Genomic DNA, 16,324 nt, shown 5'->3' with positions numbered 1-16,324 from the left:
GGTCAACCCTGGTCCGCCAACCCTGGCAGCAGGGCGATGGCGGTGTCGAGGTCGGGCTCGAGGCTGCGGTCCGCGTCGTCGGCCGGGAGGCGATCGGCGGCCGTCGCCAGTGTGGCGGGTAGCCGGCTGCCCCGTTGCCGCACGGCCCGCGTCGCCGCCACCAGCTCGCAGGCGACGACCACGGCGGCCGCGTCGAGCCCGGCGGCGAGCCGGGTCACCGACTGGGTCGCGAAGCTCGCGTGCTCCTCGGCGCCCAGCGACAGCACGCCGCCGGAAGCCGCCGCGACCGCACCGCCGGCTTGGCCGCGCAGGTCGGCGAGGGCGCTGTGTGCGACGTACTCCAGGATCATCACGCCCGAGCTGTCCTCGGGGCCGGCGGCGAGGAACGCGCGCAATCCCGTCGTCTGCGGGTCGACCAGGCTCGCGAGGCGGGCCGCCGACAGAGCGGTGGTCTGCGCGAGCGCGCTGCAGAGCGCGTCGGTGGCCGCGGCCAGCGCCGCGGTGTGGAAGTTGCCGTTGTGCAGGGGGCCGGCGGTGTCGACGAGCGGGTTCTCGGCCGCGGCGTTGAGCGCGACCGTGAGCACGGCGTCCAGCCGGTCGGCGGCGTCCAGGGCCGTGCCGTGCACCTGCGGCAACGCCCGATACGCGTAGGAGTCCTGCACCCTGCGGGCCGGCGGGGTCCAGCTCTCGGTCAGGCCGCGCACCAGCGCCGCCACCCGCGCCTGGCCAGGAAACGGGTTCGCAGCCTGGACCGCGGCGGCGAACGGCTCCGGCGAGGCGTCGACCGCCGCCATCGACAGGGCCGCGACGGTGACCATCGCCCGCAGCAGCCGGTCGGCGTCGCACCACGCCAACGCCGCCGCGCCGATGGTCGCCGCGCTGCTGCTGATCAACGGCAGCGCGTCGGCGTCGTCGATGTCGACCGGTGGCATCGCGCCGCCCTGCCACGGTCGCTCGCCGAGCAGGCACAGGCCGGTGGTGGCGAGCGCGGTCAGGTCGCCGGTGCCGATCGCACCGATCCGGCGGGCCGGTGGGGTGAGTCGCTGGTTCAGCGCGTCGACCAGTGCGGCGACGACCCGCGGGTGGATGCCGGCTCCGCCCGCCGCGAGCTGGTTGACCCGGACGGCGAGCATCGCGCGGGCCTGGTCGGCCGGCATGGGTGATCCGGCGCCGGCGGCGTGACTGCGCAGCAGCCGCAGCCCGTTGCCTCCGGTCGCCGGCGTGTGTTTGTTGGCGCCGACGGCCGTGGTGCGGCCATAGACCGGTGCACCGGCGAGCTGCCGGGCGGAGTCGGCGGCCGCGGCGATCCGGCCCCAGCCGGCGTCGGTGACCCGCACCTCGGCGCCGCCGCGGGCGATCGTCTCGACGTCGCGCGACCGCAGGCCGGCGCCGTCGAGGTCGACGGTGGGACCCGGGCTCACGAGGCGAGGGGCTGGCTGCGCGGCGCCCTGATGTCGTTGCACTGCTCGCACACGGACTCGGGGATCAGGTTGGCCCGCATCAGCAGAGCGAAGACCTTGCAACCGATGCAGAAGGCGAACACCGACTCGAGGACCGCCGCCACGATGACGAGCCCGATCAGGACCTTGCCGGCGGTGGCCAGCCCGAAGCCGGCCCAGAGGACCGCCGCCGTCGTGGTGATGACGGCGCCCATGCCCTGCGCGAAGCGTTTCGGCGGCCCGGGAACCGGTTTGGCCGCGACCGGCAGCAGCGGCGTGACGACCCGGGTGACCAGTTGCCCGAGCGGCGAGAGCGTCGGACCGGTCGCCACCCGGGCCAGGAACCCGTATGCGATGGCGACCGCCAGCCACCGCAGGTCGAAGATCAGGGTGACGGCCGCCAGGACCACGACGCCGCCCGCGACCAGGCGCGCCGAGACCTCGTTGACGGGGTTCGGGAAGCTGAACAGGTTGCGCCACATGTGTCGCTCCGGAGTGAGACGACGACTTGCCCTAGACCATAACCTATCAAGTCAGTAGGGTTGCTCGACATGAGCGTCACTGACGAACTGCTCACCAACGCCGCCCGCTATGCCGACACCTTCGACAAGGGCGAACTGCCACTGCCCCCGGCCCGCAACGTGGCCGTGGTGGCCTGCATGGACGCCCGGCTCAACCCATACGGGCTGCTCGGCCTCAGCGAGGGCGACGCACACGTGATCCGCAACGCCGGCGGCGTGGTCACCGCCGACCAGCTCCGCAGCCTCGCGATCAGCCAGCGGCTGCTGGGCACCACCGAGATCATCCTTATCCACCACACCGACTGCGGGATGCTGACCTTCAGCGACGACGCGTTCAAGGCCGCGATCCAGGCCGAGACCGGGCAGAAGCCGGCCTGGGCGGCGGAGGCGTTCTCCGACCTCGACGAAGACGTCCGCCAGTCGATCCGGCGCATCCAGGCCGACCCGTTCATCCCGGTCAAGGATTCGGTGCGCGGCTTCGTCTACGACGTGCACACCGGCGCGCTGCGCGAGGTCAAGTAACTCCTATCGGTTGATCATTCGCTGCATGTGCTCGGGGTAGCGCTCCCCCAGGATCTCGACCCGGTCAGCGGCAGCGGTGAGCTCCTTCAGGTCTTCGGGCGTGAGGTCGACGTCGACCGCGCCGCTGTTCTCGTGCAAGCGGTGGAGCTTCGTCGTGCCGGGGATGGGCACGATCGACGGGTGCTGGGCGAGCAACCAGGCCAGCGCGACCTGCGCGTTGGTGGCACCCTTGCGGGCGGCGATGGTGGTCAGCAGGTCGACCAGGTCCTGGTTGGCCGCACGGGCCTGCGCGGTGAACCGCGGAAGGGTGTTGCGCACGTCCGTGTCGTCGAACGCCGTGTCGCTCGTGATCGCCCCGGTCAGGAAGCCCTTGCCGAGCGGGCTGAACGGCACGAACCCGATGCCGAGCTCGATCAGCGTCGGCAGGATCCGCTCCTCGGGCTCGCGCCACCACAGGGAGTATTCGCTCTGCAGCGCGGCGACCGGCTGCACGGCATGCGCGCGGCGGATGACGTCGACGCCGGCCTCGGACAGGCCGAAATGCTTGACCGTGCCGGCCGCGATCAGCTCGCGCACCGCGCCGGCCACATCTTCGATCGGCACCTCAGGATCGACGCGGTGCTGGTAGAGCAGGTCGATGTGGTCGACGCCCAGCCGCCGAAGGGAGTCCTCAACGGAGGCCTTGATGTGCTCGGGCCGGCTGTTCAGGCCGCCGGTCCGGTTGCCGTCGAAGGCGAACCCGAACTTGGTCGCGATAACCACCTGATCGCGCAGGGGTGCCAGGGCTTGACCGACAAGCTCTTCGTTGACGAACGGGCCGTACATCTGCGCGGTGTCGAAGAAGGTTATGCCCCGGTCGACGGCCGCGCGGATGAGGTCGATGCCGACCCGATCGTCAACCGGCGGCCCGAAGGCGTGGCTGAGCCCCATGCAGCCCAGCCCGATAGCCGAAACGTCCAAACCGCTGTCGCCAAGGGTACGAGTGTCCACAATGCTCTCCTAATCAAGGGTTGTCAGTCGACGCGCCGGCCGCCGAGCCACTTCACCATCGCCGGGTCGCGGTGGTCGAAGAAGGCCGACGCGCCCGTGTCCAGGCCGGCGATCCGGGACATCTCGTCGTCGGTGAGTTCGAAGTCGAAGACGTCGAGGTTCTCCGCCATCCGCTCCTGGCGCACCGACTTAGGGATGACGATGACGTCACGCTGGATGAGCCAGCGCAGCACGACCTGGGCGACCGACCTGCCGTGCGCACCGCCGATCTCCACCAAAGCCGGGTTGGTGAACAGGTCGTTGCGGCCTTCGGCGAAGGGACCCCAGGACTCGATGCGTACGCCGCCGTGTTCGCGCATGACTTCCTGGTCGGCCCGGCGCTGGAAGAAGGGGTGCGTCTCGACCTGGTTGACCGCCGGCGCGACGTCGTTGTGCTCGATCAGATCCACGAGCCGGTCCGGGTAGAAGTTGGACACCCCGATCGCCCTGATCAAACCCTCGCGGTGCAGCTTCTGCATCGCCCGCCAGGAGCTGTAGTAGTCGCCCATCGGCTGATGGATGAGATAAAGGTCCAGGTAGTCCAGGCCGAGCCGGCGCAGCGATCGGTCGAACTCCCGCTTCGCGGTGTCCTCTCCCGTGTGCTGGATCCACATCTTGGTCGTGACGAACAGCTCGTCGCGAGGGATGCCGCTGTCGGCGATGGCGCGGCCGACCGCTTCCTCGTTGCCGTAGGAGGCGGCGGTGTCGATCGACCGGTAGCCCGCGGCGAGGGCGTCGGTGACGACCTGCTCGGTCTGCTCCGCCGGCACCTGGAAGACACCGAACCCGAGGACCGGCATCTGAACGCCGTTGTTGAGGGTGATGTGTGGGGTCACGACGACCAGGAAACCGGACTTTCCGTGCAGGAGGCAGTGACGGTCTTCCCCGGTAATGCCAGACCCTCCCTGCCGTGCGGCCGCCGTCATAGGGTCGATCCATGGAAAACCGGGACGAGGTGCGCGACTTCCTCACCACGCGCCGCGAACGTCTCACCCCTGAACAGGCCGGGGTGCCGCTGTTCGGCGGCAAGCGGCGGGTCAAAGGGCTCCGCCGGGAGGAGGTCGCGATGCTCGCCGGGATGAGCACCGACTACTACACCCGCCTCGAGCGCGGCAACCTGAGCGGCGTCTCCCGCTCGGTGCTCGAGTCGCTCGCCGGTGCGCTCCAGCTCGACGAGGCCGAACGCACGCACCTGTTCGACCTGGCCGAGACGGCCACCGGTCGGCCCGCACGCCGGTCGGCGAGCCGGTCCGGCGTGCGCCAGGGTGTGCAGCGGATTCTCGACACCATCAATGCTCCGGCGTACGCGCGAAACGGGCGGATGGACATCCTGGCCACCAACCGGCTCGGCCGGGCGCTGTTCGCCGACGCCATCCGCGGCGGCGGCTTCAACCTCGCCCGTTACCTGTTCCTCGACCCGCGGTCACAGGAGTTCTATCGCGAGTGGCAGACCGTCGCCGCCGACTGCGTGGCCGCGCTACGCACCGAGGCCGGCCGCAACCCCTACGACCGCGGGCTGACCGACCTGGTCGGCGAGCTGAGCACCCGCAGCGAACGGTTCCGCACCTGGTGGGCCACCCACAACGTGAAACTGCACTTCACCGCGACCAAGACGATGCACCACCCGATCGCGGGCGACCTCGAGCTCACCGGCGAAGCCCTCCAACTCCCTGGCGACCCGGGCCTGACCATCATCACCTACACCTGTGAGCCGGCCAGCCCGTCCGCGGAGGCCCTGACCTTCCTCGCGAGCTGGAGCGCCCGGGAGGCGCACACGGAGCCGCGCTAGTCACGCGATGAGCAGGCGGAGGCCGAGCTCCGCCGCGTCGAGCGTGAGGAGATCGCGGTTGCGGTCGGCCCACCGGCCCGAGTCGAGGTCGGCACGGAGCTCGCGCACGGCCCGCTGCTCGGCCTCGGGCCCGACCGTGGTCCACACCGACGTGCCGCGGCGTACGCCTTCGTCGAGGTATGCCTCGGGCCGGCGCCAGTAGGCCTCGAAGAAGCCGTCGACGCAGTCCCAGGGAACGGGCACCGGCTCTGTGCGGGCTCCGATCGCGCTGGCCAGCTCGGTCAGTGAAGGCCGGCCGACCCGGTAGGCACCGATCTCGGGCAGGTAGTCGCGGGTCAGCCAGAACCGGTGCAACCAGCCGGCGTCGGTGGTCTCGTGGGTGAACACCACGACGCGGCGGGCGACGCGACGCATCTCGCGCAGGCCGGCGATCGGGTCGGGCCAGTGATGGATGGTGGCGAACGCCATGGCGGCGTCGAAGGACTGGTCGGCGAACGGAAGGCTCCCCGCGGTCGCCGCCACGGCCGGCGGCGCACCCGCGGCACGCTGGGCCCGCATGAGCGCCGACGGCTCGACCGCGGTGACGGCACGGTCCGGGGGCTCGTAGGAGCCGGTGCCGGCCCCGATGTTCAACACCGTGTCCGCGTCGCCGAGCGCGGCCCAGAACTGTGCGGCGATCCTGGGCTCGGTGCGCCGCGTCGCGGTGTAGGTGGCGCCGATGGAGTCGTAAAGCTGTGTGCCGGGCATGCCGGGATCGTCCCCAGCCGCGACGAATACTGTCAAGCGGCGCCGTCGGGCCAGGCGCAGACGCAGACGCGGTTGCCGGCGCGATCGGAGAGCGTCCACGCCGCGGGCGCGCTGGAGTCGTCGACGATCCGGCCACCCGCCGCGAGGGCGGCGGCCAGGCGCTCCTCGACGTGCTCGCGCGCGACGGTCACGTCGACGTGCATCGCGTGTCGCAGCGGCTTCGCCGGGTCGAGGTCCTGCATCCAGACCGTCGATCCGTGGCCGAGCGGGTCGACGGCGTTGTCGTCGGCGGCGCCGGTGTAGCCGAGGACCGCGCGCCAGAAGCCGACATCGATCGCGTCCGGTCGCGACGCGACAGCGAGTTGCACCTCTTGCGCACGGGCGCGATCGACGACGGCGCTGTGTTCGCGCGCCACCGCGGAGACCGCCCGGGCGAGGTGAACGTGCTGTTGCTCCAGGTGCCAGATGTCGCGGGTCAACCGCACCGTGAGTTGGTCGTCGGCGATCGTCATCAGCGCGCCGGCGCCATCGAAACCGGCGACCTGCGCCACCGCTGCGGCCAGCCGGACCGCGTCGGCCAACGACGGGACGCGGTATACCGCCATCGCACCGCCGTGCAACACCACCCAGTCCGCGACACCGTCCGCGGCGAGGAACCCCTGCCAGCCCTCATTGCTCATCGGTGCACGTTAATCGGTCGGCCCAGCCGCTGTCAGGTCGCTAGGGTGTGGCCCGTGACGGTGCACGAGCCAGGGGCAAGAGTCTTCGGCGAGGTGGCCGACGAATACGACCGGATCCGGCCTGGCTATCCACCCGCGCTGGTTGACGATGTTCTCGCCTATGCGCGGCTCGGCGGTGCGCCGGCCATCGAGATCGGTGCCGGCACCGGCAAGGCGACCGTGGCGTTCGCGCGCCGGGGCGTCGCCGTCACCGCGGTCGAGCCCGACGAGAAGATGGCCGCCGTCCTGGCCGGTCGGGTGTCCGACGTGACCGTGGTGGCCTCGTCGTTCGAGGAGCATCTGCCGACCCGGCGATACGGGCTGCTCTACAGCGCGCAGGCCTGGCACTGGACGGATCCGGCCGTGCGGTGGCAACGAGCCGCGGACGCGCTCGCACCGGGCGGGGCGCTCGCCCTGTTCTGGAACATCGACCGGCCCGCCGACCCAGACGTGCGGGCGGTCGTCCTCGCCGCGCACCGCCGGCACACGCCGCAGATCGTGCCGAACTTCGAAACCTCCGACGAGCGATCGCTGCGCTCATCGTGGCCCGGCACCGACCTGGTCGCGCTGCCCGAGTTCGGTGACCTTTCCGAGCGGCTCTACCGCTGGGACCGCCCGATGTCGACCGTCGACTACGTCGCCTACCTGTCCACGCGCTCCGACTACCGCCTGCTCGACGGCGACGTGCGGGCGAGGCTCTTCCTCGACATTGAGGGCTCGCTCGGCGACCAGGTCGACCTCCACGTCGAGACAGCGCTCTACCTGGCCCGCCGTCGTTAATCGATTGGCCGCACCGCGCGAGATCGTTACGTTGCCGGCCATGCAGATTCGCGACGAACGAGTAAGTGACCGGGACGCGGTGGGCGCCCTCCAGCGGACCGCTTTCGGTGCCGGTGAACACGGCGACACAGTGGCGCGACTCGTGGACGCGCTGCGGCGCGACGATCCGGCGGCGTTGTCGCTGGTGGCCGACGAGGCGGGCGAGGTCGTGGGGCACGTCATGTTCAGCCGCGCGCTGGTCGATGCCCCGCAGCGGCTGGTCGAGGTGCGGTCGCTGAGCCCGCTCGGGGTCGCGCCGCAGTGGCAGCGCCGCGGCGTGGGTTCCGCGCTCATCCGGGCCGGGCTGGAGCGACTCGACGGGAGTGGCGTCCCGCTGGTCTTCCTGGAGGGCGACCCGGCCTACTATTCGCGCGCCGGCTTCAGCGCGGCCGTCGAGCACGACTTCCGCAAGCCGTCGCTGCGCATCCCCGACGCGGCCTTCCAGGTCATGAAGCTGTCGGCCTACGAGAGCTGGATGACCGGAACGTTCGTCTATGCGCACACCTTCTGGGACTACGACTGCGTCGGTCGCCGCTAGAACGTCACGTCAACGGGAGGTGCGGCGCTTCGCGCTGGACTGGCGGACCGCGAGCTCCGGCTGGAAGACCACGTGCCGGTGTTCGTGGTGGTCGGCGTCGGTCGACTCCTCGAGCAGCAACTGCGCCGCTGTGCGGCCCAACTGCTCGCGGGGCTGGCGGACCGACGAGAGCGGCACGGCCGCACCGGCCGCGAACTCGATGTCGTCGTAGCCGACCAGCGCGACATCGTCCGGCACCCGCAACCCGTGCGCGGTCAGCGCCTGGAGCACCCCGAGCGCGACCAGGTCGTTGGCGCAGAAGATCGCGGTGGGCCGCCGCGACAACGGCAGCGCCACGATCTCGTCAGCCGCCTGGCGGCCCGCGGAGACCGACAGCATCGGCGTCTCGACCGCCAGTGGCCCCGACAGGCCGTGCTCGGCGAGCGCGGCCTGGGCGCCGGCCAGGCGGTCGGCCACCTGGCGCAGGCTGGTCGGGCCGCCGACGAACGCGATCCGCTTGTGTCCCCGCTCGGCCAGGTGTTGCGCGGCGATCCGGCCGCCGAGCACGTCGTCGACGGCGACCGAGCACTGGTTGGCCAGGCCCGCACCGCGGTCGACCAGCACCACCGGGATGCCGCGTTTGGCCATCCGGTCCAGCCGCGGCTGCTTGCCGTCGCTGACCGGGGTCACCAGGATGCCCTGCACGCGCTGCTCTTCGAGCACGTCGAGGTGGCGGTGCTCGCGGGCCGAGTCGCCGCCGCTGTTGCAGACCACCACCATGCCGCCGGCGCCTTCGACGATCGCCTCCGCGCCGCGGACCACGTCGGTGAAGAACGGGTTGGAGACGTCGAGCACCACGATCGCCACGGTGCGGCTGCGGCCCGCCCGGAGTTGCCGGGCCGAGTCGTTGCGGACGAAGCCAAGCTCTTCGATCGCGTCCTGGACGCGCTTGCGGGTCTGCGGCGAGACGATGTCGGGGCGGTTGAGCACGTTGCTCACCGTGCCGAGCGACACGCCGGCCCGCTGCGCGACCTCTTTGATGCTCGCCGCCATGGTCGATCAGCGTACGCGATCCACTGAAACGTCTCACTCCTTGACTCCTCAGCGTGGCGGCGGATATCGTCGATGCGTCGTATGAAACGTTTCATGTTCGAGGCCACGCGCGGAGGACCACCCATGACCGAGCTTGCCCCGTCCACCCGGAGCCGCGTGCTCGCGGCGCTGCGCGACCAGCGGATCGAGACCGCCTCGTGGGCGTTCGGAAACTCGGGAACCCGGTTCAAGGTGTTCGCGCAGCCGGGCGTGCCACGCGACCCCTACGAGAAGATCGCCGACGCGGCCACCGTGCACCGCTTCACGGGCGTCGCGCCCACGGTCGCCCTGCACATCCCGTGGGACAAGGTCGACGACTACGCGGCACTCGCGGCGTATGCGAAGGAGCAGGGCGTCGCGCTCGGCGCCATCAACGCCAACGTGTTCCAGGACGACGACTACAAGCTCGGCTCGGTGACCAACCCCGATCCCGCGATCCGCGCGAAGGCCCTGGCCCACCTCATCGAGTGCGTCGACATCATGGACGCCACCGGCTCCCGCGACCTGAAGCTCTGGTTCTCCGACGGCACCAACTATCCCGGCCAGGACAGCATCCGCGCGCGCCAGGACCGCCTCGCGTCAGCGCTGTCGGCGACCTACGAGCGACTCGGCGACGACCAGCGGATGTTGTTGGAATACAAGCTGTTCGAGCCCGCCTTCTACATGACCGACGTGCCCGACTGGGGCACCTCCTACGCCCACTGCCTCCAGTTGGGCGACAAGGCACAGGTTGTCATTGACACCGGACATCATGCACCGGGTACGAACATCGAGTTCATCGTCGCCTTCCTGCTGCGGGCCGGAAAGCTCGGCGGTTTCGACTTCAACTCGCGCTTCTACGCCGACGACGACCTGATGGTGGGCTCGGCCGACCCGTTCCAGCTCTTCCGGATCATGCAGGAGATCGTCTCGGCGGACGCGCTCAACCCGGCGGCCGGCATCGCGTTCATGCTCGACCAGTGCCACAACATCGAGCCGAAGATCCAGGCCGTCATCCGCTCGGTGATGAACGTGCAGGAAGCGACAGCAAAAGCATTGCTCGTCGATGCCCCCGCGCTGGCCGCGGCACAGGAGAATGGTGACGTGCTGGAAGCCAACGCCGCGTTGATGGACGCTTACCACACCGACGTCCGGCCCCTGCTCCGCGAGTTGCGGGCAGACCAGGGTCTCGACCCCGACCCCATCGCCGCCTTCAAGGGCTCCGGCTACTACGAGACCGTGCAGGCCGCACGAGTGGGCGGCGAAGCCGCCGGATGGGGAGCCTGAACAAATGTCCGTTGTGGACCAACTGATCGACCGGTCGAATAGGCTCGGCGCCGATCCGCGCAACACCAACTACGCGGGCGGGAACACCTCGGCGAAGGGCACCGACACCGACCCGGTGACCGGTGGCGACGTGGAGCTGTTGTGGGTCAAGGGCTCCGGCGGTGACCTCGGCACCCTCACACCGGGCGGGCTCGCGGTGCTGCGGCTGGACCGGCTGCGGGCGCTGGTCGAGGTCTACCCGGGGGTCGAGCGTGAAGACGAGATGGTCGCCGCGTTCGACTTCTGCCTGCATGGCAAGGGTGGTGCGGCGCCGTCGATCGACACCGCGATGCACGGTCTGGTCGACGCCGCGCACGTCGATCACCTGCACCCCGACTCCGGCATCGCGCTGGCGACCGCGGCCGACGGGCCGGCGCTGACCAAGGAGATCTTCGGCGACCGGGTCCTCTGGGTGCCCTGGCGCCGTCCCGGCTTCCAACTCGGCCTCGACATCGCTGCCGTCCGCACGGCCAACCCGGCCGCGATCGGCGTCATCCTCGGCGGCCACGGGATCACCGCGTGGGGCGCCACCAGCGCGGAATGCGAAGCCAACTCGGGCGAGATCATCCGTGCCGCCGCCGCCTACATCGCCGAGCACGGCCGGCCCGACCCGTTCGGGGCGCCGCTGGCCGGCTACGAACCACTCCCGGAGCAGGAGCGCCACGCGCGGGCCGCCGCCCTGGCCCCGGTGATCCGCGGGCTGGCCGGCACCGACCGCCGGGTGGTCGGCCACTACACCGACACCCCCGAGGTGCTCGACTTCCTCGCCCGCGCCGAACACCCCAGGCTGGCCGCCCTCGGCACCTCCTGCCCCGACCACTTCCTGCGCACCAAGGTCCGCCCACTGGTCCTCGACCTGCCGGCCAGCACACCACACGACGAGGCGGTCGAACGCCTCAAGACGCTCCACGAGCAATACCGGGCCGACTACCGCGCCTACTACGAGCGGCACGCCACCGACGACTCGCCGGCGATGCGCGGCGCCGACCCGGCCATCGTGCTCGTGCCCGGCGTCGGCATGTTCTCCTTCGGCGCCAACAAACAGACCGCCCGCGTCGCCGGCGAGTTCTACCTCAACGCCATCAACGTGATGCGCGGCGCCGAAGCCGTCTCCCGCTACACGCCGATCGACGAGGCCGAGAAGTTCCGCATCGAATACTGGCAACTCGAAGAAGCCAAACTCCAACGCCTACCCACACCCAAGCCCCTGGCCACCCGGATCGCGTTCGTCACCGGCGGCGGCTCCGGCATCGGCCGCGCCATCGCACACCGCCTCGCCGGCGAGGGCGCCTGCGTGGTCGTCGCCGACCGCGACGGCACCGCCGCCGCCAAGGTAGCGGCCGAGATCGGCGGCACCGACACCGCGATCCCGGTCACCGCCGACGTCACCGACACCGCCGCGATCGTGGCCGCGCTCCACGAAGCGGCCCTGGCGTTCGGCGGCGTCGATCTGGTCGTCAACAACGCGGGCCTGTCCATCTCCAAGCCCCTGCTGGAGACCACCGAGGCCGACTGGGACCTACAGCACGACGTGATGGCCAAGGGCTCGTTCCTGGTCTCGCGGGAGGCCGCGCGGATCCTCGTCGACCAGGGGATGGGTGGCGACATCATCTACATCTCCTCGAAGAACTCCATCTTCGCCGGCCCCAACAACGTCGCCTACGGCTCCGCCAAAGCCGACCAGGCCCACCAGGTCCGCCTGCTCGCCGCCGAACTCGGCGCACACGGCATCAGGGTCAACGGCATCAACCCCGACGGTGTCGTCCGCGGCTCCGGCATCTTCGCCGGCGGCTGGGGCGCCAAACGCGCCGCCGTCTACGGCGTCAAGGAGCAGGACCTCGGTGCCTACTACGCCCAGCGCACCCTGCTCAAGCTCGAAGTGCTCCCGGAAACCGTCGCCAACGCGGTGTTCGCGTTGACCGCCGGCGACCTGTCCCACACCACCGGCCTGCACGTGCCGGTCGACGCCGGCGTCCCGGCCGCCTTCCTGCGGTGAACGCCTACGCGGCCGTCGACCTCGGCGCGTCCAGCGGCCGCGTCGTCGTGGGTCGGGTCGGCGACGGCCGGCTCGACCTGGAGACCGTGCACCGGTTTCCGAACAACCCGGTCCGGGCCGGCGGCACGCTGCACTGGGACGTGCTGGCGCTCTACGCGGGCATCCTCGACGGGTTGCGCGCCGCCGGCCCGGTGCACAGCGTCGGCGTCGACGCCTGGGCGGTCGACTACGGCCTGGTCGACGCCACCGGCGCGCTGCTCGGCAACCCGGTGCACTATCGCGACGGGCGCACCGACGGCTGGCGGGCGACAGCCCAACGGCTCGGCGAGCAGCGGCTCTACGCCACCACCGGCCTGCAACAACTCCCGTTCAACACCCTCTACCAACTCACCGCGGCGTCCGGCAGCCCGCAACTGGCCGCCGCAAGGCACCTCCTGCTCATCCCCGACCTGGTGGGCTACTGGCTCACCGGGGAGATCGGCGCCGAAGAGACAAACGCTTCCACCACCCAGTTGTACGACGTCCGCGCCCGAGCCTGGGCCACGGACCTGATCGCGGATGCCGGCCTGCCCACCTCGCTGTTCCCGCCGCTGCGCCGCCCCGGCGATCGGATCGGGCCCGTCCGCGCCGATGCCGCGCTCCCCTACCCCACCGACGTGGTCGCCGTCGGCTCGCACGACACCGCCTCGGCCGTCGTCGGCGTGCCGGCCGACGGCCCCGACTTCGCCTATATCTCCTGCGGCACCTGGTCCCTGGTCGGCGTGGAACTCGACGCGCCGGTGCTCACCGAAGACAGCCGGCGGGCCAACTTCACCAACGAGGGCGGCGTCGACGGCACGATCCGCTACCTGCGCAACGTGATGGGCCTCTGGCTGCTCCAGGAGTGCCTGCGCGAGTGGGGCGACGGCGACCTCGACGCGCTGCTGCGGGCCGCCGCGGCCGAGCCCGCGTTCGGCGCCGTCGTCGACGCCGACGACCCGGTCTTCCTGCCCCCGGGTGATATGCCGGCACGGATCGCACGGGAGTGCCGCCGCACCGGGCAATCCGCGCCGGAGAGCCGGCCAGCGCTCGTCCGGTGCATCATGGACAGTCTCGCGCTGGCCCACCGCCGGGCGGTCCGCGCCGCCATCGCACTGTCCGGCCGCGACGTGCGGGTCGTGCACCTGGTCGGTGGCGGTGCCCGCAACGCGCTGCTGTGCCAGCTCACCGCCGACGCCTGCGGCCTGGCGGTGGTGGCCGGCCCGGTGGAGGCCACCGCGGTCGGCAACGTGCTGGTCCAGGCCCGCGCCGCCGGCGCGCTCCGCGGAGGCCTGGCTGAGTTGCGCAAGCTGGCCCGCGAGACGCACGAACTCCTCGCCTACGCCCCTCGGGGTGACACCGCCGCGTGGGACGCCGCCGCGGGCCGGCTCGGGTGAGCTCCGGGCCGCGCGCGGCCACGGTCGCGACGTTCGCCTGCTCGCCCGGCCGCCACAGATCCGCGACCAACTCCAGCTCAGCCCCGCCGGCCCGGGCCTGACGCGCTGCTGGTCGGTTCGGCGGGCGCCGTGCTCGCGCTGGTGCTCTCGGGGCCGGCCGTCGCGCGCTTCGGCTCCCGGCGGGTTGTCACGGTCAGCGCGGTGCTGTTCGCGGCCGGCCTGGCGACGATGTCCATCGGCGCGCTCGCCGGCCTGGCACCGGCCGCGATCGGCCTGTTCGTGCTCGGCATGGCCACCGGCGCGTGGGACGTCTCGATGAACCTCCAAGGCACCGTCGTCGAACGGCGGCTCGACCGGTCGATCATGTCGCGGTAGCACGCCGGCTTCCCGGTCGGCAGCGTCGCGGGTGCGCTGGCCGGTGCCGCGCTGGTCGCTCTCGACGTGCCGTTCGCCGCCCACCTGAGCGTGATCGCCGTTGTCGTCGCCATCGCCGTGCCGGCCTTCGCCCGCGGCTTCCTGCCGGACATCCGCGTGGACAAGCAGGCGCGCACCGGTTTCGCCGCCTGGCGCGAACGCCGGACCCTCCTCATCGGACTGTTCGTGCTCGCCTTCACCCTCGCCGAGGGCGCCGGCAACGACTGGATCGTGATCGCCGCGGTCGACGGCCGCCACACTTCGGCGGCGCTCGGGACGCTCGCGTTCGCGGCCTTCCTGGCCGCCATGACGATCGGGCGGTGGTGCGGGCCGTGGCTGCTGCACCGCTACGGCCGGGCCGCCGTGCTGCGGGTGCTCGCGTTGACGGGCCTGGCCGGCGCCGCCCTGTTCGTGTTCGCGCCCACCCTGCCGCTGGCGGTGGCCGGCACCGTGCTCTGGGACCTGGGCGCCGCGCTGGGCTTCCCGGTCGGGATGAGCGCCGCGGCCGAAGACCCCGAATTGGCCGCGGGCCGGGTCAGCGTGGTCGCGTCGATCGGCTATTGCGCGTTCCTGGCCGGTCGCCCGCTGCTCGGCCTGCTCGGCGACCGGGTGACCGTGCTGCGCGCGCTGACCGCCATCGCAGTGCTCTTCGGCTTTGCCGCGCTGCTCGCCGGGTCGGCGGTGGGCGAGCGCCCTACCACCGGTCCCAGTGTGCGAACGTCGCCGCACCGGCCCGTGGACCGGGTCTGAAGTCGGTGCCGACGGTGTAGGCGACCGGCGTCAACGCCGCCTGCACCACGGTGTCGAAGGGAATGCCGAGCAGGTCGGCCACCTCGCGCTCATAGCTGAGGTGGCTGGTCGTCCACGCGGTGCCCAATCCGCGCTCGCGGGCGGCGAGCATGAAGCTCCAGAATGCGGGAACGACCGAACCCCAGGCACCGGCCTGCCCACGGATGCCGTCGAGTTCGGAGCGGGAATCAACCCGCACGCACGGGATCAGCAGCAGCGGCATCTCGTGCAGGTGCGCGGCGAGGTGGTCGAGGCTGCCGGCAATCTTGCGCCACTCGGCGGAGCCGAAGCTCATCCGGCTGAAGGCCGGCCCGGCCGCGTCGTGCGCCGGCATCGCCAGCCCACGCCGCCACCAGCCGGCGACGGCGGCGATGGTGGCCGGATCCTCGACGAACACGAAGTCCCAGCGCTGCCGGTTGCGGCCGCTGGGCGCCTGCCGGGCGATCTCGACGCACTCGTCGATGACCGCCCGGGGCACCGGACGGCCCGGATCGAGCCGCCGGCGCACCGCCCGGGTGGTCGTGAGCACCTGGTCGGCACTGAGCCCGAGCCCGCGCGTGCTAGTCATTTCGACACCTCATCGACGGATAGGCGGAGCCGGCGCAGCCCGGTAATGCCGCCACCACGTTGGCGGCCAGGCAGAGCCGCAACGGCCCGGTCATGCCAGCACCAGGTTGGCAGCCAGGCAGAACCGACGCAGCCCGGTCATGCCGCCACCACGTTGGCAGCCAGGCAGAACCGACGCAGCCCGGTCATGCCGCCACCACGTTGGCGGCCAGGCAGAGCCGGAACAGCCCGGTCATGCCAGCGCCAGGTTGGCGGCCAGGCAGAGCCGGAACAGCCCGGTCATGCCGGCACCAGGTTGGCGGTCACTGCCGGCAGGACGCCTGGGAAGCGCGCGTCGACCTCGGCGGCCCGCAGCTCGTGGCGGCGGAAGCTGCCGCTCGGGGTGACGCGCAGGATGCCTGCCTCGCGGAGCACCTTGAGGTGGTGGGACAGCGTCGACATGCTGACCTCCGAGAGCGCGTCGAACTTGCCGCACACCACGCCGCCGGAAGATGCCAGCTGGCGGACGACGCTCAGCCGCACCGGGTCGGAGAGCGCCGCCAGCAAGGTGGCGAGCTCGATCGAGGCCAGATCGGGATGGTGGAGGGCGCGCACCAGCCCATGCTAGCCTCGGTTTCGAGACTTCGCCAATCATCGAAATCAGG

General features: G+C 71.4%; 17 protein-coding genes and 1 pseudogene. 9 read left to right on the top strand and 9 right to left on the bottom strand.

The genetic code is table 11. The features are described 5' to 3' along the window. Window positions 1–2: 2 nt before the first annotated feature. Both DFJ67_RS26775 and DFJ67_RS42880 read right to left on the bottom strand, forming a co-directional pair. Window positions 3–1,421, bottom strand: a complete 1,419-nt coding sequence (locus DFJ67_RS26775) for an aromatic amino acid lyase (RefSeq protein ID WP_170215992.1) — start codon at window positions 1,419–1,421, stop codon at window positions 3–5. After that, window positions 1,418–1,921: a DUF4395 domain-containing protein gene (locus DFJ67_RS42880; RefSeq protein ID WP_170215991.1), complete on the bottom strand. Its 504-nt coding sequence runs from the start codon at window positions 1,919–1,921 to the stop codon at window positions 1,418–1,420. Before DFJ67_RS42880 ends, DFJ67_RS26775 begins: the two co-directional genes overlap by 4 nt. Before the next feature lie 69 nt (window positions 1,922–1,990). Between DFJ67_RS42880 and DFJ67_RS26770 the strand changes: the two genes are divergently transcribed. Then, window positions 1,991–2,482: a beta-class carbonic anhydrase gene (locus tag DFJ67_RS26770; RefSeq protein ID WP_116070553.1), complete on the top strand. Its 492-nt coding sequence runs from the start codon at window positions 1,991–1,993 to the stop codon at window positions 2,480–2,482. A gap of 3 nt (window positions 2,483–2,485) precedes the next feature. Here DFJ67_RS26770 and DFJ67_RS26765 read toward each other — a convergent pair whose 3' ends face one another. Together DFJ67_RS26765 and DFJ67_RS26760 are read right to left on the bottom strand one after the other, a co-directional pair. After that, window positions 2,486–3,472, bottom strand: a complete 987-nt coding sequence (locus tag DFJ67_RS26765) for an aldo/keto reductase (RefSeq protein WP_116070552.1) — start codon at window positions 3,470–3,472, stop codon at window positions 2,486–2,488. 23 nt (window positions 3,473–3,495) lie between these two features. Continuing rightward, complete coding sequence (locus DFJ67_RS26760) at window positions 3,496–4,347, bottom strand: aldo/keto reductase (RefSeq protein ID WP_239096974.1); 852 nt, start codon at window positions 4,345–4,347, stop codon at window positions 3,496–3,498. 101 nt (window positions 4,348–4,448) lie between these two features. On the opposite strand from DFJ67_RS26760, the gene DFJ67_RS26755 reads away from it, so the two are divergent. Next, window positions 4,449–5,300 carry a helix-turn-helix domain-containing protein gene (locus tag DFJ67_RS26755; protein WP_116070551.1) on the top strand — a complete coding sequence of 284 codons (852 nt, stop codon included), beginning with the start codon at window positions 4,449–4,451 and terminating at the stop codon, window positions 5,298–5,300. Here DFJ67_RS26755 and DFJ67_RS26750 read toward each other — a convergent pair. Then, a pseudogene (locus DFJ67_RS26750) lies at window positions 5,301–6,041 on the bottom strand (class I SAM-dependent methyltransferase); the annotation flags it as partial. A gap of 38 nt (window positions 6,042–6,079) precedes the next feature. Then, window positions 6,080–6,727: a VOC family protein gene (locus tag DFJ67_RS26745; RefSeq protein ID WP_116070549.1), complete on the bottom strand. Its 648-nt coding sequence runs from the start codon at window positions 6,725–6,727 to the stop codon at window positions 6,080–6,082. A 54-nt stretch (window positions 6,728–6,781) separates the two neighbouring features. On the opposite strand from DFJ67_RS26745, the gene DFJ67_RS26740 reads away from it, so the two are divergent. Both DFJ67_RS26740 and DFJ67_RS26735 read left to right on the top strand, forming a co-directional pair. After that, on the top strand, window positions 6,782–7,546 hold the full coding sequence (locus tag DFJ67_RS26740) for a class I SAM-dependent methyltransferase (RefSeq protein ID WP_170215990.1): 765 nt from the start codon (window positions 6,782–6,784) through the stop codon (window positions 7,544–7,546). A gap of 40 nt (window positions 7,547–7,586) precedes the next feature. Beyond that, window positions 7,587–8,123: a GNAT family N-acetyltransferase gene (locus DFJ67_RS26735; protein ID WP_116070547.1), complete on the top strand. Its 537-nt coding sequence runs from the start codon at window positions 7,587–7,589 to the stop codon at window positions 8,121–8,123. Between the two features lie 9 nt (window positions 8,124–8,132). Here DFJ67_RS26735 and DFJ67_RS26730 read toward each other — a convergent pair whose 3' ends face one another. Then, on the bottom strand, window positions 8,133–9,155 hold the full coding sequence (locus DFJ67_RS26730; RefSeq protein ID WP_116070546.1) for a LacI family DNA-binding transcriptional regulator: 1,023 nt from the start codon (window positions 9,153–9,155) through the stop codon (window positions 8,133–8,135). Window positions 9,156–9,278: 123 nt separating this feature from the next. On the opposite strand from DFJ67_RS26730, the gene rhaI reads away from it, so the two are divergent. The 5 genes from rhaI (at window position 9,279) to DFJ67_RS26705 (ending at window position 15,074) form a co-directional block, all read left to right on the top strand. Further along, window positions 9,279–10,460, top strand: a complete 1,182-nt coding sequence (rhaI, locus tag DFJ67_RS26725) for an L-rhamnose isomerase (RefSeq protein ID WP_116070545.1) — start codon at window positions 9,279–9,281, stop codon at window positions 10,458–10,460. 4 nt (window positions 10,461–10,464) lie between these two features. Continuing rightward, window positions 10,465–12,495, top strand: a complete 2,031-nt coding sequence (locus tag DFJ67_RS26720) for a bifunctional aldolase/short-chain dehydrogenase (protein ID WP_116070544.1) — start codon at window positions 10,465–10,467, stop codon at window positions 12,493–12,495. Beyond that, the gene (locus tag DFJ67_RS26715; protein WP_116070543.1) at window positions 12,492–13,910 is read left to right on the top strand and encodes a rhamnulokinase; all 1,419 of its coding nucleotides are present in this window, start codon (window positions 12,492–12,494) and stop codon (window positions 13,908–13,910) included. The genes DFJ67_RS26720 and DFJ67_RS26715 overlap by 4 nt, the downstream gene beginning before the upstream one ends. A 129-nt stretch (window positions 13,911–14,039) precedes the next feature. Beyond that, on the top strand, window positions 14,040–14,285 hold the full coding sequence (locus tag DFJ67_RS26710) for an MFS transporter (protein ID WP_116070542.1): 246 nt from the start codon (window positions 14,040–14,042) through the stop codon (window positions 14,283–14,285). A gap of 36 nt (window positions 14,286–14,321) precedes the next feature. Further along, complete coding sequence (locus tag DFJ67_RS26705) at window positions 14,322–15,074, top strand: MFS transporter (protein WP_342353853.1); 753 nt, start codon at window positions 14,322–14,324, stop codon at window positions 15,072–15,074. On the opposite strand, the gene DFJ67_RS26700 is transcribed toward DFJ67_RS26705, so the two are convergent. Beyond that, the gene (locus tag DFJ67_RS26700) at window positions 15,019–15,681 is read right to left on the bottom strand and encodes a nitroreductase family protein (RefSeq protein WP_116070540.1); all 663 of its coding nucleotides are present in this window, start codon (window positions 15,679–15,681) and stop codon (window positions 15,019–15,021) included. The two genes, DFJ67_RS26705 and DFJ67_RS26700, sit on opposite strands and share 56 nt — an antisense overlap. 278 nt (window positions 15,682–15,959) lie before the next feature. Further along, entirely contained in the window at window positions 15,960–16,274 is a 315-nt protein-coding gene (locus DFJ67_RS26695; protein ID WP_116070539.1) for an ArsR/SmtB family transcription factor, read from the bottom strand. Window positions 16,275–16,324 lie beyond the last annotated feature (50 nt).

This window comes from Asanoa ferruginea, from assembly GCF_003387075.1.
Lineage (GTDB): Bacteria > Actinomycetota > Actinomycetes > Mycobacteriales > Micromonosporaceae > Asanoa > Asanoa ferruginea.
This window is presented reverse-complemented; position numbering and strand designations above follow the sequence as displayed.

Coding starts and splice junctions, on each gene's coding strand:
- DFJ67_RS26720 (WP_116070544.1), top strand. CDS start 10,465: ATGTCCGTTGTGGACCAACTGATCGACCGGTCGAATAGGCTCGGCGCC.
- DFJ67_RS26735 (WP_116070547.1), top strand. CDS start 7,587: ATGCAGATTCGCGACGAACGAGTAAGTGACCGGGACGCGGTGGGCGCC.
- DFJ67_RS26770 (WP_116070553.1), top strand. CDS start 1,991: ATGAGCGTCACTGACGAACTGCTCACCAACGCCGCCCGCTATGCCGAC.
- DFJ67_RS26730 (WP_116070546.1), bottom strand. CDS start 9,155: ATGGCGGCGAGCATCAAAGAGGTCGCGCAGCGGGCCGGCGTGTCGCTC.
- DFJ67_RS26755 (WP_116070551.1), top strand. CDS start 4,449: ATGGAAAACCGGGACGAGGTGCGCGACTTCCTCACCACGCGCCGCGAA.
- DFJ67_RS26700 (WP_116070540.1), bottom strand. CDS start 15,681: ATGACTAGCACGCGCGGGCTCGGGCTCAGTGCCGACCAGGTGCTCACG.
- DFJ67_RS42880 (WP_170215991.1), bottom strand. CDS start 1,921: ATGTGGCGCAACCTGTTCAGCTTCCCGAACCCCGTCAACGAGGTCTCG.
- rhaI (WP_116070545.1), top strand. CDS start 9,279: ATGACCGAGCTTGCCCCGTCCACCCGGAGCCGCGTGCTCGCGGCGCTG.
- DFJ67_RS26745 (WP_116070549.1), bottom strand. CDS start 6,727: ATGAGCAATGAGGGCTGGCAGGGGTTCCTCGCCGCGGACGGTGTCGCG.